Origin of the sequence: Hyphomonas sp. UBA4505, from assembly GCF_002388685.1 — a bacterium.
GTDB lineage: Bacteria > Pseudomonadota > Alphaproteobacteria > Caulobacterales > Hyphomonadaceae > Hyphomonas.
Map to the genome: position 1 here is coordinate 404544 of NZ_DGMZ01000012.1, position 26630 is coordinate 431173.

Genomic DNA, 26630 nt, shown 5'->3' on the forward strand with positions numbered 1-26630 from the left:
ATCTAGTCACTGTCTACATTGTCTTTGCCTGCGCATCTAGACAGTGTCAAGTGACGTGCTATCAAGACGGATGGCCTCAACTGAAAAGTCTTCCCGGAAAACTTACCATCATGGCGATCTCGCCAGTGAACTGTTGCGCGCGGCCGAGAGGGAACTTTCCGAAAACGGTATTGAATCCTTTTCCCTGCGCGCGGTCGCCAAGCGCGCGGGCGTCAGCCACGGGGCCCCTGCCCACCATTTCAGGGATGCCCGCGGCCTGCTCACCGCGCTGGCGGCGTCCGGCTTCCGGCGATTGGTCGCCACACAGGAAGCCCGTCAGGACGCGGCCGAGCGCGATGTGCGCTCACAACAGATTGCGGTGGGGCTTGGCTATATTGATTTCGCGCTGGAGAACCCGGCCCTGTTTCGCCTGATGTTCAGCTCGGAAAAGCCTGACCGAACTGTGGCCGATCTCGGAGCGGCCTCCATCGCTGCCTATGAGAAACTGATGTCGGGCGTACGCAGCGTCGTCGGAAACAATCCCCCCGATGATCCCGGCGCGATGAAACACGTCATGGCCTCCTGGGCCATGGCGCACGGGCTGGCCGATCTCATCGTCTCGGGCCGGGCCGAACGTCCGTTGAACTTCAGTGCCTTGTCCCCCCAAGAGCGCGACGCTCTCCTCTCGGACCTGATGGCCAGCCAGCTTGACGTCCGGTTCGCAGTTGACTTCCCACCGCCCGCACCCTGATCGTGACGCTGACAGGGAGCACGCCGGAAAGGCGGCCAGCCGGACGGGAGGGTTTATGCCGGACACAACCACGACAGAGCGCTTTGGCGACTTCGTTTCGCTGGAACGCGCAGGCCGCCTCGTCACCGTCACCTATGATCGCGGCGACGGACTGAATGCGCTCTCCATCCAGGGCATGACCGAACTGCGGGATGTGGCGCGGGCACTGGCAGACGATGATTCCAGTTCCATTATTGTCCTGACCGGCACATCCGTCTTCTCTGCAGGGGCAGACCTGAAGGATCCCGACCGCAAGGGCCGTGACGAGATGACGCTGCTGCAGCAACGCAGTGCCGTCCGGCTCGGCCCGGACATGTGCCAGGCCTGGGCCGATCTTGAACAGGTCACCATCGCCGCCATTGAAGGCTTCTGCATAGGCGGCGGTCTGGCTCTCGTCGCATCCTGTGACCACCGGGTCTGTTCGGACACGGCGGAATTTCGCCTGCCGGAAGTCCCGCTCGGCATGAATATGAGCTGGCGCTCGGTCCCCCGGCTCGTCGCCCTGATGGGGCCATCGCGCGCCAAGCAACTCATCATGCTGGGCCGGAAACTGAACGCCCAGACGGCGCTGGACTGGGGCCTCGTCGACGAGATTGCCGCGTCCGGCAAGACGCTCACAGCTGCCACCCGTCTCGCCCGCGACTATGCGGCCCTGCCCCCGATCGCGCTGCGCATGACCAAACAGGCCATCGACACCGCCGCCCAGCCCCTTGCCTTTGCCACCAGTTTCATGGACCGCGATCAATTCCTGCTCGCCAGCCAGTCGAATGACCAGGCCGAAGCAATCCGCGCCTTCCTCGAAAAGCGCACCCCCGACTTCTCGGGCGACTGAAGCATGACTGGCGCCGAGCAGGTTTTCCGCCTATATCCCCCTCTGGACCAGACGGCCGGGCAGCCGCTGGTGCGCGGGTAACTGCGTACTGGAGGAAAGTCCGGGCTCCAGGGAAACAGGGCGACGGCTAACGGCCGCCCGGCGTGAGCCGAGGGAAAGTGCCACAGAAAGCAAACCGCCTCCCCTTCGGGAGAGGTAAGGGTGAAAGGGTGGGGTAAGAGCCCACCGCAGGCCTGGCGACAGGACTGGCACGGTAAACCCCGCCCGGAGCAAGACCGAATAGGGGGCACATATGGGCTGTTTCACGCCCGTGCCCCGGGTGTGTCGCGTGAGGTGCCTGGCAACAGGCATCCCAGAGGAATGGCTGCCAGACCGTGGCAACACGGCGAACAGAACCCGGCTTACAGGCCGTCTGGTCTTACTTCCCGGTGCCGCTATACGGCAGCATTTGATCGAGGATCGAATGAAGGAAGAAGAGGTCCGCAGCGCAAGCAAGGGCTGGTCTCCTGCCCGAGAATCAATTGCCGGGAAGCGAGACGCGATGTGCACGCACTGCCCCCCGCATATGAAACCCCATGAAAAGATATGAAATGCCCCTGAGACGCTGCCTAAGCCTCCAGCATCGTCTCGAACCCGCCAAAGATCAGGCGCGCACCATCGAACGGCATCTCCATGCCCTGCATCCGTTCATCACTCTCCAGCTTCGCCCAGGCCGCATCACGCACCGTCTTTGACGGCCAGGTCACCCAGGAAAACACGATCCCTTCGTCCGCTTCGCGCATGACCGCCAGATGCATGGATGTCTTCTTGCCCTCCGGCACATCCACGCCCCAGCATTCGGTGACGCTCAGCGCGCCGTATTCCTTCATCAGGCCGGCCATCATCTTCGCCTGCGCCAGGTAGGCCGCCTTGTTCGCCTCCGGCACGGCCGCCATGAAACAATCGACATAAGTCATCAGCTATTTCTCCCTCTTGCCCGGCAACCTGCCGGAGCCCGCCTTATCCTACCTTGCCCAGAGGAATTATCCCACACATGCCGAGTCCGGCCCCTGTGTCGCCATTGATCTGACCAGAAACTTATCCGACGCACCCATGGCCGAGCCTACACTGCGCACATGACTGACGCCTTCGCCACATTGCGAAATCTGCCGCCCCATCTCCAGACCCATCGGTTCTGGATATGGGTGCAGATTGTGGTGCTGACTTTCTTTGTGCGCCATGTTCGCAGGGATGCGCGGCAGATGCTGGTGCAAATCACGTCGTCCGGCGCGGTCCATATCGCGGTCATTGGTGATATGCCGGGCACAGCCAAAGCTGACCCGCTCAGCTTTGCGCCTTCGCGGGCATTTCTTGCAGCCATGTCAGGATTTGAACCCGAGCGGGGCGGTATCTGCTCACCCCGAACGCATTCGAGGCCTGGAATTGAAACATGTGTCCCCTCAATTCCAGATTCCGGCCGAGACCGGAATGAGCAGACTTCGGTGAGCTTGCCCCTGCCAGAGACCTGAACAGAACTCGCGCCCCACAATTAGGTTCCCAAAAAAAGCGCCTTTTCCGGCGTCATTTGTGCAGCATTCAAAGCACGATACAACAATGGGGCCATCTGGCCCCATTGTCTGAACAAGTTTCCCGTTGAAAATGCGCTAGACCGAACCGGCCTGCATTTCCTGGATGAAGGCATCCGCATCGGCGATGGAACGCTCCATCTCGGCAATCAGGGCCGCGACATCGGTCTCGATATTACGTGTCTCATCGCCCAGCGCCGCGATCGCGCGCGCATTCAGATTGTGTTTGAGAAACAGGACCCGGTCCTTGAACACGGCCAGCACCGGATCCATCGACGCGGCAGCCCGGTCCATCTTTTCGACCAGCACGGCATAGCGGTCGCGTGTCGCCTCCAATTGCTCGGCCGAGGCACGGCGCAGGCCCGGATCGGAATATTCTTCCAGTTCCTTGCGCCATTCCACAAACAGGTCGCGGGAGACTTGTTTCATGTCCTTGATGCGTTCGCGCACGCGATCCGCCTTCTCCTCGGACCGTTCATAGGCGCGATTCAGGGAGTCGTAAGACGCTTCCAGTTCGCCAGCATCAAACGCCACAACCGACCGGAAGGCTTCCAGCGCATTGGAAAACTCCGTCTTTGCATCCGCCTGGGCATCCGCTGCATCATTGACCCTGGATACGAGCAAATCGCGCTTCTGGTATCCGAACTGCTCCATCGCGCCGTAATAGGCGGTCGAGCAAGCAGATAGTGTGGACGTGGCGAGAGCTGCTGCGAGCATTGCAGCGTGTAGACGACTGGACATGATGGACACGAAACCCCTTCCCCGTGAATTCAATCGCCCCTGTTTGCCGTGCGTCGCCCGATCCGTCCAGTTGCGCGGGCAAAAAGGTTTCATGACCCTGCCGTAATGTGATCGCATTTGCTGTATGTTCTGAATCCTATGGATGCCGTGGCTCGATTTCCCTTCCGTCTCTACCGACAAATGGACGCCGATCCGCGCCATTGGCAGGTCGCGGCCTTGGGTGGACTGTTCACGCTCAGTTGGATGACCAGCGATTTCGGCGTCACCCTGCCGACCCTGTGCCTCTCATTTACCGGAGCCATGATCGCGCAACTGCTCGGCACCACAATATCAAATGCCCGAGACGGCAATCCCTTCCTGTATCGTTTCGAATGGAAGTCAGCCCTGATCACAGCACTTGGAATCACACTCCTGCTACGTGCGGCCGATCCGTGGATCTGGTTCGCGGCGGGCTTTGTCGGCATTGCCCTGAAATTTCTCGTGCGCATTGATGGCAAGCACATTTTCAATCCCGGCTGCATCGGCATCGTCATCATGATGCTTCTGCTCGGCAACAAGGCCTGGGTCTCGCCCGGTCAATGGGGTCAGGCACCCCTGGTCGCCGGCTATGCGATGGCGCTGGCCGCACTGACCCTGTCCAGCGCCAAACGACTCGATATCGCCCTCGGTTTCCTGCTCAGCTTCGCCGCCATCCTGTTTGTCCGCGCGGCATGGCTTGGCGATCCCATGGTGATCCCGATGCACCAGATGAGTTCCGGCGCTTTGCTGATCTTTGCCTTTTTCATGATCACTGATCCGCGCTCCACCCCAGACAGCCGCCTTGGCCGCATTCTCTTCGCGCTGATGGTCGCCGGCCTCGCCGCCTGGTTCACAATCGGCCCGAATGTGCGCGGCGCCCCGCTGATGGCGCTGGCCGCCCTCGCCTGGACCACACCGGTTCTGGACCGGTTTCTGCCCGCCCACCGCTTCCAGTGGAGCCAGCCACGGTCGGCCGCTTCGCCCAAACAGTTGAACTATTCGCTCATGCCACTTCAGGGGACAAAGGAGACACACCCATGAGACTCAAATCGCTAGCCGCAGCCTTGGCGTTGCCCGCGCTCGGCCTCGCCTTCGCAGCGCCGGCTTCGGCCTTTTGCGGCTTCTATGTCGCCAAGGCGGATACCGACCTCTTCAACGACGCCTCCAAGGTCGTGCTCGCCCGTGACGGCGAACGCACCGTCATCACGATGGCATCCGACTTTCGCGGTGATGTTTCCGAATTCGCGATGGTCGTGCCCGTGGTCGATATTCCGACCGAAGAACAGATCCACGTCGCCAACCCGGCCTTGATCGACCATATCGACGCGTACACTGCCCCGCGTCTTGTCGAATATTACGACGAGAACCCCTGCGAGATGGCGCGCCGCGAAAAGATGATGGAAGACATGGCAATGATGCCTGCGCCAACCGCCGCCGGCATGATGGAAGAGGCCGAAGAGCTCGGCGTCACCATTGAAGCCGAGTACGAGGTTGGCGAATATGATATCTTGATCCTGTCAGCAGAGGAGTCCGATGGACTGATCACCTGGCTGAACAATAATGGCTACAAGATTCCAGATGGCGCAGAAGAAACCGTAGGTGCCTACCTCAAGCGCGGAATGAAATTCTTCGTCGCCAAGGTAAACCTCGAACGCCATGACGGCTCGTCCATGCTGCGTCCGCTTCAGGTTGCCTATGAGGATGAGGACTTCATGTTGCCGATCCGTCTCGGCACAGTGAACGCTGAAGGCAAGCAGGAATTGTTCGTCTTCGCCCTGACTCGCGAAGGCCGTGTGGAAACCAAGAACTACCGCACCGTGAAACTACCCTCTGACATGGATGTGCCGATCTATATCAAGGACGAGTTTGCCGATTTCTATAAGGACATGTTCGCCCATCAGGTCGAGAAGCAAAACGGCAAGGCCGTGTTCATGGAATATGCCTGGGACATGTCCTGGTGCGATCCGTGTGCGGCCGAGCCGCTCTCTCGCTCGGAGCTGCGCGAACTCGGCGTGATGTGGCTGGACGAAGACACCGATGATGACATGCGCCCCGGCTTCGGTCCCCAGCCGGTCGATGCATTCGTGACTCGCCTTCATGTGCGCTATGACGCCGAGACATTCCCGGAAGATCTGGAATTCCAGGTTACCGGCGACCGCTCCAATTACCAAGGTCGCTACGTCCTGCGTCACCCTTGGCGCGGCGACTATGGTGAGTGTGAAGCAGCTGGCGACTATGCCGTAAGTCTGGTCGAGCGCTGGGACGACGAAGCAAATGAGCTCGCCAAGCTGACCGGCCGCGACTTCGATGCCATCAAGACCAAAATGGCATCGCTCGGCTATTCCGACGCGATCCTGAACAATGTCAGCGTCGAGCCGAAAGAGAAAAAGAACTGGTGGCAAAAGCTTTGGGGCAACTGACCCCAATCTGAGTTACCATCTGGCGAAGGCGGGCTATGAACAGGTCCGCCTTCAGCCCTTCAGCGCACCAAGGAAGGCATCAACCTCCTCAGGCGTTGTGGCCCAGGAACAGACCAGCCGCTGGCTGCCGCCCATCCAGGGATAGAACACCGCACCTGCATTGTGGAGTACCGAGACTTGCGCCTCGCTTAGCAGCGCGAAGACTTCGTTGCCTTGCGGCTCGAAAGCCAAGTCCACGCCTTGCCGCCGCAGGCCGTCAGCCATGCGCCGGGCCATTTTGTTCGCATGCGTTGCAAGGTCTAGCCACAGCCGATCCGCCAGCATCGCTTCGGCCTGCGCAGCCAGATAACGCATCTTGGGGGGCATGTGGCCGGAGCGCTTGGCGCGCGCTTCGAGTTCACGTTTCTTCTGCCGCGCCTTGCCGAACAGCAGAATGATCTCACAGCCCATCGCGCCAGTCTTGGTCAAGCCGAAGGTGAGCACATCGACGCCTGCCTTCCAGCTTATCTCGGCTGCACTGGCCCCGGTCGCGACCAACGCATTTCCCAGCCGCGCGCCGTCCAGATGAACCACCAAACCCGTCGCATGCGCCTTTGCGGCATAGTCTGAAACTTCCGCGACGCTGTAAGCTGTGCCGTTCTCCGTTAAATTCGTCAGTGAAAGGACATGCGCCGGCGTCTCATGCACGAAATCATGATTGATGCGAGCCAGTGCCTCGTCCAGTTGCGCCGCGCCGATCTTTCCATCTGGCCCCCGCAACAAATGCAACTTACCACCGCCAGAGAAAAATTCCGGCGCGCCGCGCTCGTCCACGGCGATATGCGCCCCGGCATGGCAAAGCACAGCGCCGGTAGGCGGACAAAAGCAGGACAGTGCCAAGGCGTTCGACGCTGTGCCGGAGGCGGTCAGCCAATAGTCGAAATCATCCGTACTGAACACATCCGCCAGTATGGGACGCAAACGCTGCGTGACGGCGTCATTCCCGTAACTCGCCTCCAGTCCCGTATTCGCGGCGGCGAGCGCCTTCAGCACATTCGGATGGGCTGGCGCGGATGTGTCGGAAGAGAAATTCATCAGATTTGCGTGTCCGGGGTCTGCCACATCAGATGCTGGCCACCATCACTGGCGATCATCTGGCCGGTCACGCTGTTGGCGGAAATGAGATAGCGCAAAGCCTTGATGATCTCTTCCGGGCTGGAGCCTTCCTGGGTCAAAGTCGCGGCTTTCTCGGCAGCGAACTCTTCTTCGCTTTGGTGTTTAGACCGCAGCGTCGGCCCTGGCCCGATGCCATTGACGCGAATATCCGGCGCGAGAGCTTGCGCCAAGGTCTGCGTTGCCTGCCAGAGCGCGGCCTTGGAAAGCGTGTAAGTGAAGAAGTTCGGTGTCAGTTTCCAGACCCGCTGGTCAATCATGTTCACGACCAGCCCCTTCTCCCCTTTCGGCAGCGCATCCGCTAAGGCCTGCGCCAGATGCACCGGCGCGCGGAGATTGGCATTCATGTGCATGTCCCAGCTCGCGCGAGTATGGCTGGTGACAGAGTCCTCCTCGAATACGGAGGCGGAATTGACCAGCAAGGTCACCGGCTGGCCGATCTTCTCGGCGGCGTGCAGGATCAGATCGCCAGTTGCAGTCTCATCCGAGAGGTCGGCCTGAAGCGTGATCGCCGCGCCACCTGCCGCACGAATGGCCTTGGCGGTCTCTTCGGCGCCATCAGCGGAGGAATTGTAATGGACGATGACCTGCCAGCCATCGGCGCCCAGCGCTTCGGCCATGGCCCGGCCCAGCCGCGCGCCTGCGCCGGTGACGAGCGCCGCGCCCGGCCTCATGCCGGAGGGATCAGGAACAGGCCCAATATGTCGAACCCGTTCACCAGTCCGTAGATGTAGACCGCATAGATCAGCAGCATCAATATTCCCATCAGGCGACCAAGCCGCGCGCGGGTCAGGATGAACCCACCGATCAACAGCGCGGCGAAGGCCATGACCCAGTGGTCATAATGGGTGAAAGTCGGTGCAATCTCAATCGGCCCGAAGAGCGAGATGATGCCGCCCGCCCCGAGGATGTTGAAAACATTGGAGCCTAGTACGTTGCCGATAGCGACCTCGCCATGGCGGCGCAGGGCGGCGGCAATGGCCGCGCCGATCTCTGGCAGGGACGTCCCAATCGCCAGCAAGGTCAGGCCGATCCATTCCTGCGGCACGTGGTAGAACTCGGCGATTCCAACGCCGCCGGCAATGATCAGGTGCGCACCCAGCACGAGGCCACCAATGCCGAGAACGACATAGGCCAGAGAGCGCGGCAGGCTGAGTTTTGGCGCCTCTTCCAGTTCCACGCCGGGATCTTCGCCCGTCGCAACAGCCTTGCGCGCCATGTAGAAAGTGACAACACAATAAGCGATCAGAATGGCCAGAAACAGAATACCGCCCAATACAGTCAGGGGGCCCATTCCGGTCAGCAGGATCCAGACGGCTGTGGCAACGAGCATCGCCGTCAGCGCGCGGCCCTGACCGTGCCCACCGGCGACGAAAGGCATGATCAGCGCCGGAATCCCCAGGACGAGAAAGATGTTGGCAATGTTGGAGCCGACAATATTACCGAGCGCGAGACCAGCCCGGTCTTCCAGCGCAGCGTTCAGCGACACGACCATTTCGGGCGCCGAGGTACCGAAACCGACGATGAAGATACCGGCAATGAGGGGAGATACGCCGACGCGTCGGGCAACGGCAACCGCGCCGTTTACCAGGAAATCCCCCGCAAACGCCATAATAACAAGCCCCCCGATCAGGGCGGCGATCAGGGTTAAATCAGGCATTCGCCAGGCTCGCTTCTAGTCGAGGCGCTTGTATTCAATGAAATTCAGGATGCCGAACACGACCACTATGGAGGCAATGGCGATCAGAGAAGGATGGATCATGGTGCCGTCTCGCTGTTGTTTTCTTGAGCATTTCCATGCTTTGCACCGCTAATAGCGTGCGTTGCACGGCTTGGCGAGCCTCAAACGGCAGGAAGTTTGGCCTCTCTTTGCGTAATTTTTCATATTGGACGCGCTCCTCCCATAGTGTCAGGACACCGCATGCCTTCCCTCAGAACCAGGTTGTTCCACATCTATGCCCGCCTTCGCCGTCCCATGACTCTGGGCGTGCGCGGCCTCGTCGAGAATCCAGACGGAAAGATCCTGCTGGTACGTCACACGTATATTGCAGGCTGGCACATGCCTGGCGGCGGTGTGGAGCGGGGCGAGCCCTGCATCGAGTCGCTCCGCCGGGAAGTGGAGGAAGAAGGCGGCATTCTGCTGAACGGGACCCCGAGCCTGGTCGGGATGTTCTCCAATCACGCATCTTTCCCGAATGACCATGTCCTGCTCTATCACATTCCTTCGGGAACATGGACGCAAGGCAAGGCAACGGCAGTCGCCGAGATTGCCGAAACACGATGGTGCTCGCCGGATGACTTACCTGACGGAACAACCAACGGGACGCACCAGAGACTGGTAGAATTCTACGGGAAAGCACCCCTCAGCCCGTATTGGACCGACTCAAAACGCTGAGTTCAGGCACCCGCCATTGCGAGGAAGGCTGGCAGGCACAGGAACATCAGCGCCGCCAGCGCGACAATGACCAGACGGGTCGTGGGAGTGGTGCGTGATCTCATCCACTCCTTGTCTGCCGACATTAAGTCTCAATGCGGGCCATTCGCCGGAAAGTTCGTGATTTTGCTGCCCCATTGATGCCGCAAGTTTTAACGGAACCTTTGCCATCGCGGATGATTGTAAATGCGTGGTGGGACATGAAAGCAGACACGCCCCATCGCATGAACGGCCCTTCCGGGCGCCAAGGTTGCCCCTCATCCTTGCGCTCGCGAATTGAAATGCGGAACGCTGGCTCTGCCCCTTGGGGCCAGCGTTCTATTTCACCCGGCCGGCTGCTCTCATATATTGTCCGGCCGTCCACCAGGACAGAACCGCCGCCGTCCAGAGCAGTCCGACAACGGCGACCGTGGCCACAATCGCCAAGACTGACGTTCCCGTGGAGACTTCGCCCCCGGCATCCGGGCGCAAGACAGCCAGCGGCAACATAAGGCCGATGATCGCCGCCATCTCAAACCCTGTTTTCCACTTCGCCAGATTAGAGGGCACGATGGCAGAGCGTCCGCGCGGCGTGGCGCGGAACCAGGTCATAAACACATCGCGTGCAATAATCATGGCCGCCGGCACATAGATTAGCCAGGTCTGGAATTTCAGCCCCAGACCCAGCAGGGCCGCCGCGATCAGCAACTTGTCGGCGATGGGGTCCAGCCAGACCCCGAACCGACTGTGCGCGTCCAGCTTGCGGGCAAGCCAGCCATCCAGGAAATCCGTGATTGCCCCGGCCAGGAAAGCAAGGAAGGCAAACTGGAACCAGAGCTGTTGCAGCGTGATCTGCCGGGACACGGCGTCGGCATCAAGTCCATTCGGCAACGGGCTGAGGCGCATAGCCTGCCAGAAACCGACCAGCACAAACCCGGCAAACACACAGCGGGCGATGGTCAACGCATTGGGGAGCCATTTGAAATTCATGGCTGTCACCTGTGCCAGCGCCCGCGCGCCCGCGCAATCATGAAACTGTGGAGCCTCTCGCCTCCCCCCGCCCTACAAGGTGAAAGGCGAAAGTCTCATTAGTTGGTATCGCCGGTTACATCCTCGATCGCGACATCGTAATGGCGATTGCAGAACTGGCAGTCGATACCCAGCGTACCATCTTCTTCGGTCATCTCGCGCAGGGACTCGTCCGGCATCTGTTTCAGAGTCTCAACGAGGCGCTCCTGATTACAGGTGCACCGGTCATCCAGCGCTTGTGGCGTTTCCATCGTCACACCCTGTTCGTGGAACAGGCGATAGAGCAGCTCTTCCATTGGAAGGTCCGGATCGGCCAGTTCGGCATCGGTCAGCGTGGCAAACAGGGCCTCGGCTTCACGCCAAGGCTCTTCGGTCTCTCCGCGCGCATCATCTGCCGCAATCCTCTGCACCATCATGCCGCCAGACACCCAAACCGGATGCCCGTCTTTCCGGTCCAGTTCGGCGACCGACAGTTTGAGGCGCGTCGGCACCTGTTCCGACATCTCGAAATAGTCCTCAGCGCATTCACTCAGAGTCCCTTTCGCAAGAGGCACGATTCCCTGATAGGGCTGGATCGCCGGATTGTCCTGGATGATGATCAGGGCCAGACGCCCGCTCGGGCCGAACAGTTGAGGCATGTGCGGAGCGTCGCCCTTGTTCACCTTGTCCAGTTGCGCCCAGGCTTCGGCATCAAATTTGGCATAGCCGCGCACACCGCCATCAGAGCGGTACTCACCGACCAGCATCGACACGGGACCATCACCTTCGGCCTGAACCAGCAGACGCCCCTCGAATTTCAGCGACGCGCCTACCAGCGTCGCAAGCGTCACGGCTTCGCCAAGGATGCGCGCCAAATTCTTCGGATAGTCATGCCGTTGCAGGATGCCCGACAGGCTACCCTCGCCCATACGAACGGCACGCCCGCGAATGGGACGGTCCACGATCTGGAAATTCGTGACAAAGTCGGTGACGGCATAAGCAGCGTCGGTCATGGGAGAATACCTCGATTAGGTGCCCCCATGTGGCAGCGGCATGCGCCTATCGCAAGAGGGCCACCTGTCAGACGGGGGATCAGGCCGAGCAGCTACCTCCGCCGAGCACGCAGAAGCTGGCGCACCAGGGATGGTTCAGCTTGACCGGATTGGCTGTCGCTTCGGCAAGTGTGGCGCCCAGTTCGAAGGTCGGATCGTCCACCAATAGCGTGCAGGCTGTCACGGTCGCCCTGCCGGCACCCTTGCGGCGGATCACCATGCGCTGGTTGGCGCACATGATGTCGTCAGGGGACTTGTTCAGAATGCCCCAGCAATCCGTGGTGATTTCAGGTGGGTCGTCCCGGGCGATCATTTCAGGGAACAGGACGAGTTGCTTTGTATTGGTGGGATCTATCGACAGACCCAGTGCGCCAGCAAGCGCGCCATAAGCTGCGCGGGCCTCGGCATCATCCTCATTGAGGGCCTGACGTCCGGCAATGGCCACCTGTACGGCGCGTTCTCCCAACCATTTCAGGCCCTTGCAGGCTTCTTCAAAGGCCCCTTCTCCGCGTTCAGCGTCATGAATGGCCGGATCATGGGAATCCAGCGAGACACGCAGCACCATCCGTTCGCCATAGTGCGCCGCCAGCCGGTCCAGACCCTGCTGGATGCGCGGCCGCATCATCGGGCGCATGGCATTGGTCAGCAGGAGCAGGCTGTGCCCATCCGACAAAACATCTTCCATGATGTGGAGAATATCCGGGCACATGAAGGGCTCGCCGCCCGTAATGCCGATCTCGATGGGCTGGTCGATCTCGTCAAGGAACTGCCGCACATCAGATCGGCTGAGATAAACCAGTCGGTCATTGCGGGGTGAACTTTGAATGTAGCAATTGGTGCACTCAATGTTGCACAGCGTTCCGGTGTTCAACCAGAGCGTCTTCAAGCCCGTCCATCCGACGCTGGCGCGGGTCTCGCCCTTCGCGGTCACGTCCGGGTCAGAAAATTTCGTCGGGGTATAATCACTATCGGCCATTCATCTACGTTTAGCGCGATCCGGCGGCGCTTCCAGCGCTTTTGCAGCAGCACACCCTAACGTGAAGATTGCCGTACTCGTCGTGAGCGCTAGTTTGGCCGTCATGTCTGAAACCACCCAGCAGCAAGTGTTCGAAATGCTCACCTCAGGCGATGATGGCCGGGTGTGCAGAGACATTCCCGACAGCGCCTGTCGCGAAGAGGCCGGCAATTTCTTCACCCATGTTGCCAGCCTGTCGACCAGCAAGATCTCGGATGGGCTGATCGACCCCAAGCTTGTATTGAGCTGGTTGATGACCACGCTGGGCGCACCGGGCTGGATGATCGGCCTGCTTGTCCCCATACGCGAGGCGGGAGCGCTGTTGCCGCAATTGTTCACGGCCGCCGCGCTGCGCCGCCTGCCCCAGCGCAAGTGGGCCTGGTCAGTCGGCTCGGCAGTCCAGGGATTGTCAGCGGCCAGTATGGGGCTCGCAGCGTTTTTCCTGGAGGGTAAGACGTCGGGTTACGCCATCCTTGGCGCGCTGGCGGTTCTCGCGCTCGCGCGGTCGGTCTGCTCGGTCACCTACAAGGACGTTCTGGGCAAGACGGTCTCCAAATCCCGACGCGGAACAGCAACCGGCGCGGCCAGCACGGTCGGCGCTGCAGCGGTCCTGATCTATGGCGCGCTCCTGGCCGTCGGTTGGGTCGACCGGATGAGCCTCGTGATTGGCGGGCTGTTGCTCGCGGGTGGGCTCTGGATGACGGGCGCAGCGCTTTTCATGACATTGGAAGAAGAACCGGGATCGACCGAAGGCGGAGGCAACCCCATCGAATCCTTCCGGGACAACTTCAAGCTGCTCGCTGAAGACCGGCAGTTGCGCCGTTTCATCCTGGCCCGTGGCCTGTTGATCTCAACTGCACTTGCTCCGCCCTTCATGGTCGCGATGGGCGCAAGGAACAAAGAAGCTGACCAAATGCTTGGGGGACTCGGCTTGCTCGTTATTGCATCTGCGGGCGCAGGCCTGCTCAGCTCCTATGTCTGGGGCCGGCTGGCCGACCGGTCGAGCCGGAAAGTGCTGATCCTGACAGCGGCCGCAGCAACGCTTGCCCTGTTGACGACACTCGGCCTGAATGCGGCGGGGCGACTGCAGGATGTCTGGGCACTCCCGCTTGTTCTGTTCGTTTTGATGATAGCCTATCAGGGCGTGCGCCTTGGTCGTTCCACGCATCTGGTGGATATGGCGAGCCAGGACAACCGTGCGGCCTATACCGCCCTTTCCAACACGATCATCGGCACGCTGCTCATTCTTGGTGGCGGGTTCAGCATCGTTGCGCACATGGCAGGAGAAGCAGCGGTCGTCGGCTTGCTCGCCGTTATGAGCGCGCTCGCCATTCCGGTCGCCATGGGTCTTGAGGAAGTGCAGGAGCGCTGACGCCTATTTATCGAGGCACCAGCGCAGGATGGCCTTCTGGGCGTGCATGCGGTTCTCGGCCTCGTCAAAGACAAGGCTCTGTGGCCCGTCAATGACTTCGGCGTCGACCTCTTCGCCCCGATGCGCTGGCAGACAATGCAGGAATTTCGCACCGCCAGCGGCCATCTCCATCAATTCTTCGGTCACCGCATAGGGCTCAAGAATTTCAAGGCGGCGTTCAGCGTCTGCATCGCCCATGGAGACAAATGTGTCGGCAATCACGACGTCGGCGCCGGCCACGGCTTCTTCCGCAGTTTCATAGAGGTCGATCCGGCCCTGCAGGTCGCGGGCGATTTCAATATCCTCATCATCCGGCGCGAAGCGCGCAGGCGTGCCAATGGCGAGAGAATAGCCAAACTTCGGCGCGGCATGGATCAGGCTGGCGCAAACGTTGTTGCCATCGCCAACCCAGGCCAGCCGCGCACCTTCAAGTGTGAGGCCATGCTCTTCCAGTGTCTGGAGGTCCGCCATGATCTGGCAGGGATGTGAACGATCTGTCAGGCCGTTGATGACCGGCACGGTGGCATGCTCGGCAAAGGTCTCGACATCGGAATGATCATTGGCGCGGATCATCACCGCATCGACGAAGCGCGACAGGACGCGCGCAGTGTCTTCCACCGTTTCACCCCGTCCCAGCTGCATGTCATTTGATGTCGCGGTGATCGACGAGCCGCCCAGCTGGCGCATCGCCATGTCGAAGGAAAAGCGCGTCCGGGTCGAGGATTTCTCGAAGATCATTGCCAGCGTGTGACCCTCCAGCGGCGCGCCGGTATCGACCCGTCCCTTGGGCCAGTCGGCGCGGGCCTTCTTCATCGCATGGGCCATATCCAGAATCTCGCGCAATTCGGCGGATTCCAGATGCCAGAGGTCGATGAAATGGCGTGCAGACATGAGTCCCTCCGTTCGAGCGAAGCGGCGCTAATATCTGATTTCAGCTGTGATGGCTACTCACAGCAGTATTTCTTCGCTTCTTCTCCAGACGAAAGCGTCATCGACTCGGCAGCTGAAAAGATTTTTGTGCCGATATTATCGCGCCGCGGATCATTTTCGTCTGTAAGCACAAGTCCCACGAATTTATCCCAATCAAAATTTACCCCTGGATCAGAACGACGCTCTGGATCAACGAGCGCGTGTGAAAACACGTAACGAAAATTCGGGTACTTGGCCCAACAATACCGCACAATCTGGGCAGTCGCCTCCAGCTGCCAGTTCGAAAAAGTATCATTTGGCGTCTGCCGGTTCACAACTTCGACTCCAAGCGTCCAGTGATTGATACGTCCCTTTTTACCCACTTTCTCATGGGTCGCTGCATTCCGAACGTGCCAAGCTGCAAGCGCTTCATAAACGACCGCCAACACTTCCTTGCCGTGTCCCGCTTCGTCCTCATCGGGAACAATCCAGTGGGCTGATGCCCGACCGCCTCCCGGCTGTTTCCACCATGATAGGGCGCCTGATGTGCTCCCTCCTGCTGTGGCGTGGACCACCAGACCTTCAATTCCATCTACAGCATGAAATATTCGATCCGATGCTCGATTTTGGTTGAACCAGTGAATATCAGGATAAACTCGTTCCTTGAGTTTGAATAATGTCGGTCTGTTCGCTGAGTGGTTTATCAAATCCAGAAAATAATCAGTTTTTGGGTTTGCCATGATTTCCTCCCCAATCGCCCAGAACACCCTACCTTGGGTGGCGTGTTCTTTCACCCATTAAGTTTCAAAAAGCACTCTCCATGACGAATCATGGACAAATAATAATTGAGAATGACTTGCAAGAGCATATTGGATGTGAGATGCAAGTTTTGAGAACGAATCGCAAAACTGATGGAGCGTCCCATGTGCCTGCCGATCGACGATACCGCCATGCTGTGCTGGCTCAAGAACCAGAGAACGGTTCTGGAAGCTTGGCGAAACGAGCTGACTTGCCGCCCGGACACTACCGACACGATGATCAATCGTGTGGAGCAGCACTACACATGGTTGAGCGAAGAAATATCCCGCCTGGATACGCCCCGGCGCGCTGCCTGATACCCCTTTGCCGCAACGCAGGGCGAGGTTTTGCCCACCTCGTTTCCTCCCATACGCTCACCTGCGTTGCGGCAATTCCTTTCCGAAACTCCCCCGCAGATCGATACTGGCGAAGATGACGTGATTGCCCTATGTCACGGGCACATCAGTGCCCATCCAGCCAGGGAGCTTCATCACTCATGGACAATGTTCTCATCATCGGTGCCGGTGCCGCCGGATCCGTCGTCGCGCAGAAATGCGCGATGGACCGCGACACGTTCAAGCATATCCACCTTGCCTCGCGCCGACTGGAAAGCTGCGAGAAGGTCGCCAAGCTGTGCCAGACACCGATCGAGATCAGCCAGGTCGACGCCGACAATGTTGCGGAGGTCGTCGCGCTCATCAACAAGGTGAAGCCGGATCTGCTGATCAACATGGCCCTGCCTTATCAGGACCTGCCGATCATGGATGCCTGCCTGGAAACGGGCTGCAATTATATGGACACGGCGAACTACGAGCCGCGCGATGTCGCGAAGTTCGAATATTCCTGGCAGTGGGCCTACCAGGACAAGTTCAAGGACAAGGGCATCACGGCCATTCTCGGCTGCGGCTTCGATCCGGGCGTGACGAATATCTATTGCGCCTATGCGCAGGAATTCCTGTTCGACGAGATCGAATATATCGACATTGTCGACTGCAATGCCGGCGATCATGGCAAGACCTTCGCCACGAACTTCAATCCGGAAATCAATCTCCGTGAAGTGACCCAGGATGGCAAATACTGGAAAGACGGCGAGTGGGTGGAAATTCCTGCCCTGTCGATCAAGACGATGATCGACTATCCGGAAGTCGGCCCGAAAGCCTCCTACCTGATCTATCACGAGGAAGAGGAAAGCCTCGTCAAGCACATCAAGGGCCTGAAACAGATCCGTTTCTGGATGACCTTTGGCGAAGCCTATATCAAGCACCTCGAAGTGTTCAAATCGATCGGCCTGATCGGCCTCGAACCGATCAAGCACAAGGGCATGGACATCATCCCGATGGAGTTCCTGAAGGACCTCCTGCCCGTCCCGTCATCCCTGGCCGAAGGCTATACCGGCAAGACCAGCATTGGCGTGATCGTGCGGGGCACAAAGGACGGCCAGCCACAGGCAAAGATGATCTACAACGTGTCCGACCATGCCAAGACCAATGAAGAGGTCTCCGCGCAGGCCGTGTCCTATACGACCGGCGTGCCGCCCGTTTCAGGCGCGGCGATGTTCTTCCGCGGGGAATGGTCTGGCCACGGCGTATTCAATGTCGAGCAATTCCCGTCCAAGCCCTTCCTCGAAGACGTCGCCAAACGCGGCCTGCCCTGGCATGTCATCGACGTTGATGGTGGTGATCAGGAAGACTTGTTCGCGGTGGAGACTTAGGTCAGTTCTTTCCGCATGCGCAGGATCGGCACGATGGTGCCATCCTCGCTGGGCCTGGAGAGGTCTTCGACGAGCCGATAGCCGCACGCCTCATAGAGTGGCACGCCGGGCGCGGTTGAGCCCATCTCCATGGCAGAGAACCCTTCGGCCCGCGCGGCAGCTTCGCTGGCGTCGAGCAACATGCGGCCAATGCCGCGCCGGACGAAATCCGGATGGGTATACATGGCGCGGATCTTGGCGGGCTCGGTCTTCGGGTCCGCCGGGGAATCATCCCGGCCGGCGGTCGTGTTGCCGCCATAAAGCGTGCGCCGCCGCGACCAGCCCCCGCATCCGGCCAGCGCGTCGCCCTCGAAGACGAGGAAATAGGTGCCGTCGGAAACCAGCAATGTATCAACACCCATGCTCTCGCTGGAGCGCTCGACCTGTTTTGAATCAAGGAAGTGTGGCAGGAGTCGCGCCATGGACTCCGCCATCAGCGCCTCAATCGCCGGAATGTCGTCCAGCGTGGCGACTCGCATATACAGGGAAGATGTTACCGTCATTCGACCCGCATCCTATCTGCGCTGCACACTCCGCAAAAGCCGGAACTTGCGCGCCGCTAATAATGTTCGCTCAAGGCCCGTTGATGAGGCATAAGCGGGCACCCAAGGACCAGACACCATGACCCCACCCGCCCTGCCCGATCATATCCCGACGCCCGTCTTCGTGCTGGACGCGGCGCGCCTGCGCGCAAATCTGGAAACGGCCCAGCGCGTGCGCGAGGCGGTCGGGTGCAAGATCTTGCTGGCGACCAAGGCCTTCTCGCTGCCGGCGGCCTTCCCGTTGATGACCGATTATCTCGACGGCACCACAGCCAGCGGCGAGCAGGAAGCCATTATGGGGCATGAAAGCTTCGGCAAGGAAGTTCATGTCTATTCCCCGGCCTATACCGAAGCCGAAGTGCGCCGCCTGACCGAGGTGGCCGAACACATCTATTTCAATTCCCTCGAACAACTGGAGCGCTTTGGCGACATTGCCCGTGACGGCGGCGCCAAGATCGGCCTGCGCGTCAATCCAGGCTATTCCAATGCAACCGTGGGCGGCGACCTCTACAATCCGTGCGCACCAGGCAGCCGGTTTGGCGAAGTGCCGTCAAAGCTCGACCAGGTCGACTGGTCCGGCATCGACATCTTCCATGTCCACGCCCTGTGCGAGAGCCTGCACGAGGGCTCGGTCGGCCTGATCGAATTCGTCGCCGACAATTTCGGCCAGTATATCGAGCAGGTGAACACGGTGAATTTCGGCGGTGGCCATTTCCTGAACAAGGAAGGCTATGACGTCGACGCGCTGATCGCGGCCATCAAGGCGTTCAAGACGCGCTTTGGCGTGGAAGTCGTGCTGGAGCCGGGCGCCGGCCTCGTCGTGAACACGGGCGAGCTGTATGCGACCGTGCTGGCGCTGCACTGGAACGAGGTGGATCTGGCGATTCTCGATGCCTCCGCCTCGACCCATATGCCGGACGTGCTGGAAGTGCCCTACCGGCCGGACGTGATCGGCGCGGGCCAGCCCGGCCAGAAGGCACACACTTATCGTTTCGGCGGCAAGACCTGCATGACGGGTGACGTGATCGGCGAATACTCCTTTGACGCGCCGCTTAAGCCCGGCGACACAATCATCTTCACCGACCAGATGCATTATTCCTTCGTCAAGACGAACACGTTCAACGGCACGCCGCTGGCAAATCTGGCGGTCCGCTGGGAAGACGGCATCATCGAGAGCCTGTCCGATTTTGGCTATGAGGAATTCCGCCGGCGCTTGGGACGCTAATCGTCAGTCCTTGAAGCGAATGTCCTGATCATTCCCGAGCGACGGGATGCGGCGCCGCGCTTTCGCCACAGCGTCCAGATCCAGATCGGCAAGGATCACGCCGGGCTCAGCATCCGCCTTCTCCGCCAGCACCTCGCCCCAGGGGGAGACGATCAGAGAGTGGCCGAAGGTCTCGCGGCCGTCTTCATGCTTGCCGCCCTGCGCGGGGGCGATGACGAAGCTGCCGGTCTCGATGGCGCGCGCCCGGACGAGGACATGCCAGTGCGCCTTGCCCGTCACGCGCGTGAACGCTGCCGGGATCGTCAGGATGCCTGCGCCCGCCTGCGCAAGCTTGCGATAGAGATGCGGGAAGCGAACATCATAGCAGATGGTCATCCCCAGCTTGCCGAACTCGGTCTCCGCCAGCACGGCGCGCTCGCCCGGCCGGTAAGCGCGGCTTTCGCGATAGCTCTGCCCGTCGCCCACTTCGACATCGAACATGTGGATCTTGTCATAGCGGGCCCGGACGGAGCCATCCGGCGCGATCAGGACAGACCGATTGGCGAGCCGGTCCTCGCCTGCGAGGGTCACGGCGATGGAACCGATCAGCATCCAGATGCCAAGCTCAGCCGCCAGCCCGCGCATTGCCCCGAGCGTCTGGTCATCCGCCTCCGGAGCAATCTTTGGCCGTGCCTTGCCGGGACGTATGTCCAGCAGATTGGTCATCTCCGGGGTTGCCACCAGTTGCGCCCCCTGCCCCGCCGCGTCGCGGATCAGGTCAGAGGCCGCCACGATATTCGGGGCGATCTCCACACCAGACCGCATCTGGACACAGGCAACACGTACTTTGCTCATATGTTCATTCTAACGTAGCCGCGCAGCCATGCCAGCCTCAATCCTCTGGCCTGCCGATCCAGTCGAGTGCGGCTGCTAGCGCAAGGTCTGGTCCGTCGCCATTGTCAGCCACAACCTGATGGGGCGGAGACCATTCATGGCGCGGCGTACCATTCAAATGGGCAAGGTCGTAAGCGGGTAGGCGGATGGGAAAGCCGGTCTGGCTGAGCCGGTAATCTTCAACGCCTCCAGCCAGGCGCGCCATGTCGCTGCCAAACACCTCGCCCCGCTCGATGCCGTCAAAGCCAATGGCCAGCCCTTCGCCCATGCTGCCTGTCCAGCGACCGACCAGAACAGCAACCGGGCCTTTCGCCGTCCAGTCTCCATGGGGCTCTGCGGTCTTCACCCATTCCGGCGCGTCCGTCGGACGGATTTGTTGATATTCCGCCGCCTTCGACAGGAAGCGGCCCAGTATGGGTTCTGCCACGTTCGTGTCGCCACCGCCGGGTGTGTCGCGCAGATCGACGATCCATGAATTTGCCTCTCGCATCGTGTCCATCGCGGCATCGAAGGCGGCGACCGTGCGCGAATCCCCGAGCGAGTCATGCAGGCGGATATACGCGACATTCCCGTCCAGAATCCGGGACGACAGCGGCACCTGCTGCGCGTCAGTGACATAGCCATCAAGAGACAGCGTCTCAGACTCGGAAATGCGCGAGATGGTCACCGAACGGGGCTCATCGCGGTAACCCGCCGCCGCCGCGTTCAGCGCCCAGGCCTTCTGGGTCTCGCTAGAGGAAGCGTTCTTGGGGTGGAGGCGCGTAACTATCGCATCGGCCAGTGGGCGACCATTGATGGCGACAATCTGGTCACCCACTACGAGACCCGCTCGCGCCGCGGCGCTGCCCGGCCGCACAGCCGTGACGCGGTCACCTTCGAGCCAATAGTCGGACCCTGACGGCACGACACGCGGCGACATGCCGGAATGCGTACCGAACGTCGCATGTGGATCGTAAAGCGCATCGACCAGTGTTTCGAGCGCGCGCAATTGTTCCGGCTTAGTCGTGACGGGGCCGAGCATGCCGGCGAAGCCTGCACACGCGGCCTCCCAATTTTCCTGCCGGTCCGGGTAATAGGCATAGTCGGTGCGGACGAGCTCACAGAGTTCTGCTGCATCAGCCAGAGTTTCCTGCGACAGGTCGGTCACAGGGGCATCGGGCGTACACCCTGACGCCAATAGGGCCGCCAGGAGATATTTTGGCTTCAGCCTTCCCATTCTGACAGCGCAGCGTCGATGATGCCGGTGGCTTCACGCACATTATCGTCCGTGATGACAAGTGGCGGCGCGAGACGCAGAACCATGTTCCCGGCCACACCGACCAGCAGGTTCTTGTCACGGCAGACGCCTTGCAGGCTCTTCGGATCGGACTTCATCTTGAGACCGGTGAGCAGCCCTTTGCCGGTCACCGCTTCGACCTTGTCCGGATGGCTGTCAGCGAGGCTTTTCAGGCCCTGCGCCAGTGTGCCGGAGACCCGGCGCACTTCAGCCAGGAAGTCTTCGCTGGAAATGATGTCCCAGACGACATTGCCGACCGCCATGGCGAGCGGGTTGCCGCCATAGGTCGATCCATGGCTGCCGGGCTGCATGTGCTCGCCGACCGCTTCGGTCGTCAGGCAGGCGCCAAACGGGAAACCGCCGCCAATGCCCTTGGCCGAGCACAGGATATCCGGCGCGGCGCCTTCAACCCATTCGTGAGCGAACAGTTTTCCTGTCCGGCCCATGCCGCACTGGACTTCATCATAGATCAGCAGGATGCCTTGCTCATCGCAAAGCTCACGCAGCCCGATCAGACAGGCGTCGGGCATGGCACGTACGCCACCCTCACCCTGGACAGGCTCAACGAAAATGGCAGCTGTGGTCGGCTGGGCCGCTGCCGTCTTCAAAGCGTCATGGTCGCCCCATTCAAGGTGCACAAAGCCCGGCAATTTCGGGCCGAAGCCTTCAAGATATTTCGGATTGCCGCCGGCATTGATTGCGCCGAGCGAGCGGCCGTGGAACGCGCCGGTAAAGGTGATGATGTCGATGCGCGCTTCATTGCCATTCGCCCAGTGGTATTTGCGGGCGGACTTGATGGCGCATTCGACGGCTTCGGTGCCGGAATTGGTGAAGAAGACGCGGTCAGCGAATGTATCGCGGCAGATCTTGTCGGACAGTTCTTCGGCGCCGCGCACGCGGAACATGTTGGAAGTGTGCCACAGCTTGCCGGCCTGCTCCTGCAGGGCCTCGACCATGGCGGGATGAGCGTGGCCCAGCGCGTTCACGGCGATGCCGGCGATGAAATCGAGATATCGCGTGCCGTCCTCGGCGAAGAGGCAGACGCCCTCCCCCTTCTCGAAAACCTGCTCTGGCGGCCGGTAGACCGGCATGATGTGCTGGCGCGGATCGCTCATGATAACTCCTTGCGTGCGCAAAATCCTGTTTGGTCCACGCTTGGCCGCGCCGATGGGCGAAGTCAACTCACGGGCTGGTGCACGCCCGCTACAAGCTGACGATTAAGCTGTACTGATCCGCATCATGAAAAAAGTTTAATCGAAAAACGATAATTATGATTGACGTTTATCGATAATCCCTTATTGATAATCAGGAAGCCAAGACGGACCGGGGTGATGTCCAAAACGCCCCCTACCTCACCTGAGCCGTTGCTCCGGACCGTCCTGGTGGACCTGAATTTTTTCGGAAATGAAAAAAGGCGCGGAGAGCTTCCACCAGCTTCCGCGCCTTCCACCGTTTGCAGCGTTTCCTCCCAGAAACTTGCCGTGTCATATGGCCGCGCTTTATTGCGTGTGTCAAGATTGTGAATTCAAATTTTTCAATATGAGCAATTCTTCAACATTTGCTGCACCGCCCAATAGTGACAGGGACTTCAGAGCAGCCTGACTCCATGACGAATTTGCAGACACCGCCAGAACGGCCTCGCTTTTCAATATTATTCCATCTGAAACAATTTTCAGCCCGTTCGCCTTGAGCGTCGCGCCGGTCGAAGTGATGTCGACAATCACGTCCGCTGCGCCAGTGGCAGGCGCTGCTTCGGTTGCCCCCGCGCTTTCGACGAGCCGATATTCACCCACGGACTTGGCGGCGAAGAAGCGCCGTGTCAGCCGCATATATTTGGTGGCTACCCTGAGACGGCGATGATGCGCCTTGCGGAATGCAGCCCCGGCAGCTTCCAGATCAGACATCGTGTCCACATCAATCCAGGCCTGCGGCACGGCGACGATCACATCTGCACCACCAAAGCCGAGTCGTTCCAACACATGGAAATCCTCTGGCCCCGTCGGCGCGAGGTCCTGCAACAAATCTTCACCCGTCACGCCCGCATGGATACTGCCATCGATCAGCCCCTGTGCGATCTCGCGCGCGGAGAGAAGCCGCATATCGACTTCGCCCAATCCCGAGATTTCCGCCTGGTAGCCGCGCTCGCCACCAATCTGGCGCACTTCAAATCCACGGGCTTTCAGCCACTCCTCGGATTTCTCCTTCAACCGTCCCTTGGAGGGGATCGCAAGTGACAGAACGCTCATGCCGCCTCTCCTTTTGCACGCAGGATGCGATCTGGCCGGACCACGCCGCCAATACCTGACGCCGAGGCCCTGGACCGGGACAGGCCTTCGATCAGGCCATCATAGCGCCCGCCCGAGGCGAGCGGCTGGCGGGAGGTCAAATTCTCACCGAACGATTCGAAGACAAAGCCATCATAATACGTAAACCGTCGACCGAAGCCGGACCGGAAGCGCGCCTCGCTGGCGACGCCCGGCACTGCAGACAGGATCGCCTCCATTCGGCGGGCAACCCGTTCGATTACGGAGGACATGGCCGCGAGCCCGTGTTTGTCACTGATGGTGGCAAGCACGTCAGCCGCCTCCCCTGCAGGGCAGTTCACACCGGCAAGGTCAGACAGCGCTGCCCGCGCCGCCTCCGGCACACCACCTGCGGCATGCACCGCCGACTTTCCGCGCAGACCCGCGACGATTTCGACAACGCTGCGGGTACCAATCATCGGAATGCCGCGATCACTCAGAACTTTCAAAAATGCGTCTTCCGCCGCCTTCGCGCCGCCTGCATCCAGAACGGGCTGAAGGTCTGACGCCGGCGGTTGAGGCGCAGCATCGAGCAGCTCGCTGACCCCGCCCTCCTGCCGGAAGGCCCGCTTCAAAAGGTCTGTCGTGATACGCGCAAGACCAAGCGCGTCCACAAAGGCTGGAAAAATCGAGAGGTCGCCCATTTCAGTCGCCGTGGGCGACACATCGCAAGCGGCAACGGCTTCGCGTACCAGCGCAAAAGCTTCAGCGTCCGCATCTGCGCCGCTTTCCTTGCCGAACCATTCAAAGCCGACCTGGGTGAATTCCATCGGGTCGCCAGCAGAGGCCGGCAGTCGGAAGGCCCGCGCGGCATAAGTGTAGGCCTTGGCTCCGTCGCCACCCGCAGCGCGCCTGTCCGCCTCCTGCCCCGCCACCGGCAGGGTGAGGTCTGGCCGCATGACCATTTCATTGCCGCGATGATCGGAGAACACACAGAGACGTGCCCGCACCGCTTCGCCGGAGAGCTCCAGCGGGATATCAGACGGCAGGATATAGGCCGGGTCTACCGGTTCGGCGCCCGTTGCCTCGAAAACGCCGCGTGCTGCAGCGGCGAGAGTCTCGTGCGTCATTTCTGGGCCTCGGTGATCTTGCGAATAGCTTCGACCATTTCGGCGCGGGGCACTTCGAACTGACCTGGACGGGCTTCCCGGTATTCTTCGTTGGACTTGATGGCTTTCGCCTTGAGCGCGCCCATTTCAAGGTCCTTGATCGTGACCGTGCCTTTGGCCAGCTCGTCCTCTCCTACCATGACGACAGCAGGCGATGACCGGCGGTCAGCATATTTCATCTGCGGCCGCATGCCGGATGCACCCATATAGGCCTCGGCCCGGATACCAGCCCGGCGCAGTTCGGTTGCGAGCTGCAAGGCGCTGGTCGGGTCTTCCTTGTCGAAATTCAGCACGACGACCGGCCCATCGAGCTTTTCGGTCTCGCCCATGATCTGCATCGCCGCCGCGAGACGGGAAATGCCAATAGAGAAACCGGTGGCCGGAACTGTTTCGCCGGTAAAGCGCGCAACCAGGTCATCATAGCGACCGCCGCCTCCGATGGAGCCGATGCGATAGGTCTTGCCGTCTTCGCCGGTCACCTCGCGGAGCAGTTCCGCCTCATAGACAGGACCGGTATAATATTCGAGGCCGCGCACAACGGATGGATCGATCACGACATCGCCTTCCGGCGCGCCGAGCGCTTCCAGTGCTTTTGCGATGGCTTCGAGTTCAACGAGGCCAGCCTTGCCCTCTTCGGTATCCCCCGTCGCCTTGACGAGATTGGCCAGCGTTTCAGCGCGCGTGTCGGCCCCCGCCTGAGCGAAGGCGAGTACGCGGGTTACTTCTGAGGCGCCGAGTCCCGCCCCTTTTGTATAATCCCCGCTCTCATCCATACGGCCTGCGCCGAGCAGGTCCGCGACGCCCTCGGCGCCAAGACGGTCCAGCTTATCCAGCGCGCGCAGGATCGCGAGGCGCGTGTCCGCGCTTGTCGCGCCGACTCCATCAAGCACGCCATTGAGCAAGCGGCGCGTGTTCACGCGGATCACGAACTCGCCCGGTGCCATGCCAACCGCGCGCAGCGCTTCGGCGCCCATGGCGATCATCTCGGCATCGGCATGATAGCCCGGCGCGCCAATCGTGTCGGCATCGCACTGCCAGAATTCACGGAACCGGCCGGGACCCGGCTTTTCATTCCGCCAGACCGGACCGGCGGCATAGCGACGGAACGGCTTGCCCAGCGACTGGCCCGCCTCGGCCACGAACCGGGCAAGCGGCGCGGTCAGATCATAGCGTAGCGACATCCACTGCTCGTCATCATCCTGAATGGCAAACACGCCGGCATTCGGTCGGTCATCATCTGGCAAGAACTTGCCAAGCGCGTCGGCATATTCGAATGCGCTGGTTTCCAATGCTTCGAAGCCCCATTGGCGATAAACGCCGGTGATCGTCTCGACCAGCCCGGCCTGAGCATGGATCAGGCTCTCGCGCTTGTCCGGAAAGCCGCGCGGCTTGCGGGCAAGATCCTTGCCGGTGAGGGGCGGTGTGTCCTTGTCGCTCATGATCGTCTCA

The 26630-nt window shown here is 60.5% G+C and carries 27 protein-coding genes and 1 other RNA gene; 11 read left to right on the plus strand and 17 right to left on the minus strand.

Translation table 11 applies throughout. The features are described from left to right. The first annotated feature begins 70 nt into the window (after positions 1-70). From B3527_RS11085 to rnpB, 3 genes are all read left to right on the plus strand, one after another. Entirely contained in the window at positions 71-730 is a 660-nt protein-coding gene (locus B3527_RS11085) for a TetR/AcrR family transcriptional regulator (RefSeq protein WP_206991275.1), read from the plus strand. A 55-nt stretch (positions 731-785) separates the two neighbouring features. Then, positions 786-1601: an enoyl-CoA hydratase/isomerase family protein gene (locus tag B3527_RS11090; RefSeq protein ID WP_290479906.1), complete on the plus strand. Its 816-nt coding sequence runs from the start codon at positions 786-788 to the stop codon at positions 1599-1601. 47 nt (positions 1602-1648) lie between these two features. After that, positions 1649-2021: RNase P RNA component class A (gene rnpB, locus B3527_RS11095), an RNA gene on the plus strand. A gap of 188 nt (positions 2022-2209) precedes the next feature. On the opposite strand, the gene B3527_RS11100 is transcribed toward rnpB, so the two are convergent. Then, positions 2210-2557, minus strand: coding sequence for a DUF1428 domain-containing protein (locus B3527_RS11100; RefSeq protein ID WP_206991277.1), 348 nt, complete (start codon positions 2555-2557; stop codon positions 2210-2212). A 159-nt stretch (positions 2558-2716) separates the two neighbouring features. Here B3527_RS11100 and B3527_RS11105 point away from each other — a divergent pair, with 159 nt between their 5' ends. Next, positions 2717-3109: a hypothetical protein gene (locus B3527_RS11105; RefSeq protein ID WP_290479907.1), complete on the plus strand. Its 393-nt coding sequence runs from the start codon at positions 2717-2719 to the stop codon at positions 3107-3109. A gap of 135 nt (positions 3110-3244) precedes the next feature. Here the strand turns inward: B3527_RS11105 and B3527_RS11110 are convergent, their stop codons facing one another. Next, entirely contained in the window at positions 3245-3907 is a 663-nt protein-coding gene (locus B3527_RS11110) for a DUF2959 family protein (RefSeq protein ID WP_206991279.1), read from the minus strand. A 147-nt stretch (positions 3908-4054) separates the two neighbouring features. Between B3527_RS11110 and B3527_RS11115 the strand changes: the two genes are divergently transcribed. Both B3527_RS11115 and B3527_RS11120 read left to right on the plus strand, forming a co-directional pair. Then, positions 4055-4966 (plus strand): RnfABCDGE type electron transport complex subunit D, encoded by a 912-nt coding sequence (locus tag B3527_RS11115; protein ID WP_290479908.1) that lies wholly within the window; start codon positions 4055-4057, stop codon positions 4964-4966. Further along, positions 4963-6345, plus strand: coding sequence for a DUF2330 domain-containing protein (locus B3527_RS11120; protein WP_290479909.1), 1383 nt, complete (start codon positions 4963-4965; stop codon positions 6343-6345). Before B3527_RS11115 ends, B3527_RS11120 begins: the two co-directional genes overlap by 4 nt. Positions 6346-6396: 51 nt before the next feature. Here the strand turns inward: B3527_RS11120 and B3527_RS11125 are convergent, their stop codons facing one another. From B3527_RS11125 to B3527_RS11135, 3 genes are read right to left on the minus strand one after another with little or no spacing between them, the layout of a single operon-like run. Further along, positions 6397-7419 carry a threonine aldolase family protein gene (locus B3527_RS11125; protein ID WP_290479910.1) on the minus strand — a complete coding sequence of 341 codons (1023 nt, stop codon included), beginning with the start codon at positions 7417-7419 and terminating at the stop codon, positions 6397-6399. Beyond that, the gene (locus B3527_RS11130; protein WP_290479911.1) at positions 7419-8171 is read right to left on the minus strand and encodes an SDR family oxidoreductase; all 753 of its coding nucleotides are present in this window, start codon (positions 8169-8171) and stop codon (positions 7419-7421) included. The genes B3527_RS11125 and B3527_RS11130 overlap by 1 nt, the downstream gene beginning before the upstream one ends. Next, complete coding sequence (locus B3527_RS11135) at positions 8168-9157, minus strand: calcium/sodium antiporter (RefSeq protein WP_290479912.1); 990 nt, start codon at positions 9155-9157, stop codon at positions 8168-8170. Before B3527_RS11135 ends, B3527_RS11130 begins: the two co-directional genes overlap by 4 nt. A gap of 261 nt (positions 9158-9418) precedes the next feature. On the opposite strand from B3527_RS11135, the gene B3527_RS11140 reads away from it, so the two are divergent. Beyond that, positions 9419-9892 (plus strand): NUDIX domain-containing protein, encoded by a 474-nt coding sequence (locus tag B3527_RS11140; RefSeq protein WP_290479913.1) that lies wholly within the window; start codon positions 9419-9421, stop codon positions 9890-9892. Between the two features lie 357 nt (positions 9893-10249). Here B3527_RS11140 and B3527_RS11145 read toward each other — a convergent pair whose 3' ends face one another. The 3 genes from B3527_RS11145 to B3527_RS11155 all read right to left on the minus strand — a co-directional run bounded on the left by B3527_RS11145 (position 10250) and on the right by B3527_RS11155 (position 12946). Continuing rightward, positions 10250-10900, minus strand: a complete 651-nt coding sequence (locus B3527_RS11145) for a CDP-alcohol phosphatidyltransferase family protein (protein WP_206991286.1) — start codon at positions 10898-10900, stop codon at positions 10250-10252. Between the two features lie 98 nt (positions 10901-10998). Next, entirely contained in the window at positions 10999-11931 is a 933-nt protein-coding gene (locus B3527_RS11150; protein ID WP_290479914.1) for an Hsp33 family molecular chaperone HslO, read from the minus strand. A gap of 79 nt (positions 11932-12010) precedes the next feature. Further along, positions 12011-12946: a radical SAM protein gene (locus tag B3527_RS11155; protein WP_290479915.1), complete on the minus strand. Its 936-nt coding sequence runs from the start codon at positions 12944-12946 to the stop codon at positions 12011-12013. Between the two features lie 61 nt (positions 12947-13007). On the opposite strand from B3527_RS11155, the gene B3527_RS11160 reads away from it, so the two are divergent. After that, positions 13008-14357, plus strand: a complete 1350-nt coding sequence (locus B3527_RS11160) for an MFS transporter (RefSeq protein WP_290481191.1) — start codon at positions 13008-13010, stop codon at positions 14355-14357. Positions 14358-14360: 3 nt separating this feature from the next. Here the strand turns inward: B3527_RS11160 and argF are convergent, their stop codons facing one another. Next, positions 14361-15287 (minus strand): ornithine carbamoyltransferase, encoded by a 927-nt coding sequence (argF, locus tag B3527_RS11165; RefSeq protein ID WP_290479917.1) that lies wholly within the window; start codon positions 15285-15287, stop codon positions 14361-14363. A gap of 53 nt (positions 15288-15340) precedes the next feature. Continuing rightward, positions 15341-16045 carry an N-acetylmuramoyl-L-alanine amidase gene (locus B3527_RS11170; RefSeq protein ID WP_290481193.1) on the minus strand — a complete coding sequence of 235 codons (705 nt, stop codon included), beginning with the start codon at positions 16043-16045 and terminating at the stop codon, positions 15341-15343. A 183-nt stretch (positions 16046-16228) separates the two neighbouring features. Between B3527_RS11170 and B3527_RS11175 the strand changes: the two genes are divergently transcribed. Next, positions 16229-16420 carry a hypothetical protein gene (locus tag B3527_RS11175; protein WP_290479919.1) on the plus strand — a complete coding sequence of 64 codons (192 nt, stop codon included), beginning with the start codon at positions 16229-16231 and terminating at the stop codon, positions 16418-16420. 179 nt (positions 16421-16599) lie between these two features. Then, positions 16600-17814, plus strand: coding sequence for a saccharopine dehydrogenase family protein (locus B3527_RS11180; protein ID WP_206991291.1), 1215 nt, complete (start codon positions 16600-16602; stop codon positions 17812-17814). Here B3527_RS11180 and B3527_RS11185 read toward each other — a convergent pair. Then, entirely contained in the window at positions 17811-18356 is a 546-nt protein-coding gene (locus tag B3527_RS11185) for a GNAT family N-acetyltransferase (RefSeq protein WP_290479922.1), read from the minus strand. The two genes, B3527_RS11180 and B3527_RS11185, sit on opposite strands and share 4 nt — an antisense overlap. A gap of 118 nt (positions 18357-18474) precedes the next feature. On the opposite strand from B3527_RS11185, the gene nspC reads away from it, so the two are divergent. Further along, positions 18475-19620: a carboxynorspermidine decarboxylase gene (nspC, locus tag B3527_RS11190; RefSeq protein ID WP_206991293.1), complete on the plus strand. Its 1146-nt coding sequence runs from the start codon at positions 18475-18477 to the stop codon at positions 19618-19620. A gap of 3 nt (positions 19621-19623) precedes the next feature. Here nspC and B3527_RS11195 read toward each other — a convergent pair whose 3' ends face one another. The 6 genes from B3527_RS11195 to hisS form a co-directional block, all read right to left on the minus strand. Next, entirely contained in the window at positions 19624-20454 is an 831-nt protein-coding gene (locus B3527_RS11195) for a carbon-nitrogen hydrolase family protein (RefSeq protein WP_290479923.1), read from the minus strand. Between the two features lie 37 nt (positions 20455-20491). Continuing rightward, a complete protein-coding gene (locus B3527_RS11200) occupies positions 20492-21709 on the minus strand; it encodes a S41 family peptidase (protein WP_290479924.1) in 1218 nt (405 codons plus the stop codon). Then, complete coding sequence (locus B3527_RS11205; protein WP_290480684.1) at positions 21697-22884, minus strand: aspartate aminotransferase family protein; 1188 nt, start codon at positions 22882-22884, stop codon at positions 21697-21699. Before B3527_RS11205 ends, B3527_RS11200 begins: the two co-directional genes overlap by 13 nt. A gap of 396 nt (positions 22885-23280) precedes the next feature. Further along, positions 23281-24015 (minus strand): ATP phosphoribosyltransferase, encoded by a 735-nt coding sequence (gene hisG / locus B3527_RS11210; protein ID WP_051607414.1) that lies wholly within the window; start codon positions 24013-24015, stop codon positions 23281-23283. Continuing rightward, a complete protein-coding gene (locus B3527_RS11215) occupies positions 24012-25142 on the minus strand; it encodes an ATP phosphoribosyltransferase regulatory subunit (protein WP_290479927.1) in 1131 nt (376 codons plus the stop codon). The genes hisG and B3527_RS11215 overlap by 4 nt, the downstream gene beginning before the upstream one ends. Continuing rightward, a complete protein-coding gene (hisS, locus tag B3527_RS11220) occupies positions 25139-26623 on the minus strand; it encodes a histidine--tRNA ligase (protein ID WP_414651598.1) in 1485 nt (494 codons plus the stop codon). Before hisS ends, B3527_RS11215 begins: the two co-directional genes overlap by 4 nt. Positions 26624-26630: the final 7 nt, after the last annotated feature.

What these genes read in the sequence shown, in the direction of transcription:
- B3527_RS11085 (WP_206991275.1), top strand. Translation starts at nt 71, where the DNA reads ATGGCCTCAACTGAAAAGTCTTCCCGGAAAACTTACCATCATGGCGAT.
- B3527_RS11090 (WP_290479906.1), top strand. Translation starts at nt 786, where the DNA reads ATGCCGGACACAACCACGACAGAGCGCTTTGGCGACTTCGTTTCGCTG.
- B3527_RS11100 (WP_206991277.1), bottom strand. Translation starts at nt 2,557, where the DNA reads ATGACTTATGTCGATTGTTTCATGGCGGCCGTGCCGGAGGCGAACAAG.
- B3527_RS11105 (WP_290479907.1), top strand. Translation starts at nt 2,717, where the DNA reads ATGACTGACGCCTTCGCCACATTGCGAAATCTGCCGCCCCATCTCCAG.
- B3527_RS11110 (WP_206991279.1), bottom strand. Translation starts at nt 3,907, where the DNA reads ATGTCCAGTCGTCTACACGCTGCAATGCTCGCAGCAGCTCTCGCCACG.
- B3527_RS11120 (WP_290479909.1), top strand. Translation starts at nt 4,963, where the DNA reads ATGAGACTCAAATCGCTAGCCGCAGCCTTGGCGTTGCCCGCGCTCGGC.
- B3527_RS11125 (WP_290479910.1), bottom strand. Translation starts at nt 7,419, where the DNA reads ATGAATTTCTCTTCCGACACATCCGCGCCAGCCCATCCGAATGTGCTG.
- B3527_RS11130 (WP_290479911.1), bottom strand. Translation starts at nt 8,171, where the DNA reads ATGAGGCCGGGCGCGGCGCTCGTCACCGGCGCAGGCGCGCGGCTGGGC.
- B3527_RS11135 (WP_290479912.1), bottom strand. Translation starts at nt 9,157, where the DNA reads ATGCCTGATTTAACCCTGATCGCCGCCCTGATCGGGGGGCTTGTTATT.
- B3527_RS11140 (WP_290479913.1), top strand. Translation starts at nt 9,419, where the DNA reads ATGCCTTCCCTCAGAACCAGGTTGTTCCACATCTATGCCCGCCTTCGC.
- B3527_RS11145 (WP_206991286.1), bottom strand. Translation starts at nt 10,900, where the DNA reads ATGAATTTCAAATGGCTCCCCAATGCGTTGACCATCGCCCGCTGTGTG.
- B3527_RS11150 (WP_290479914.1), bottom strand. Translation starts at nt 11,931, where the DNA reads ATGACCGACGCTGCTTATGCCGTCACCGACTTTGTCACGAATTTCCAG.
- B3527_RS11155 (WP_290479915.1), bottom strand. Translation starts at nt 12,946, where the DNA reads ATGGCCGATAGTGATTATACCCCGACGAAATTTTCTGACCCGGACGTG.
- argF (WP_290479917.1), bottom strand. Translation starts at nt 15,287, where the DNA reads ATGTCTGCACGCCATTTCATCGACCTCTGGCATCTGGAATCCGCCGAA.
- B3527_RS11170 (WP_290481193.1), bottom strand. Translation starts at nt 16,045, where the DNA reads ATGGCAAACCCAAAAACTGATTATTTTCTGGATTTGATAAACCACTCA.
- B3527_RS11175 (WP_290479919.1), top strand. Translation starts at nt 16,229, where the DNA reads ATGTGCCTGCCGATCGACGATACCGCCATGCTGTGCTGGCTCAAGAAC.
- B3527_RS11180 (WP_206991291.1), top strand. Translation starts at nt 16,600, where the DNA reads ATGGACAATGTTCTCATCATCGGTGCCGGTGCCGCCGGATCCGTCGTC.
- B3527_RS11185 (WP_290479922.1), bottom strand. Translation starts at nt 18,356, where the DNA reads ATGACGGTAACATCTTCCCTGTATATGCGAGTCGCCACGCTGGACGAC.
- nspC (WP_206991293.1), top strand. Translation starts at nt 18,475, where the DNA reads ATGACCCCACCCGCCCTGCCCGATCATATCCCGACGCCCGTCTTCGTG.
- B3527_RS11195 (WP_290479923.1), bottom strand. Translation starts at nt 20,454, where the DNA reads ATGAGCAAAGTACGTGTTGCCTGTGTCCAGATGCGGTCTGGTGTGGAG.
- B3527_RS11200 (WP_290479924.1), bottom strand. Translation starts at nt 21,709, where the DNA reads ATGGGAAGGCTGAAGCCAAAATATCTCCTGGCGGCCCTATTGGCGTCA.
- B3527_RS11205 (WP_290480684.1), bottom strand. Translation starts at nt 22,884, where the DNA reads ATGAGCGATCCGCGCCAGCACATCATGCCGGTCTACCGGCCGCCAGAG.
- hisG (WP_051607414.1), bottom strand. Translation starts at nt 24,015, where the DNA reads ATGAGCGTTCTGTCACTTGCGATCCCCTCCAAGGGACGGTTGAAGGAG.
- B3527_RS11215 (WP_290479927.1), bottom strand. Translation starts at nt 25,142, where the DNA reads ATGACGCACGAGACTCTCGCCGCTGCAGCACGCGGCGTTTTCGAGGCA.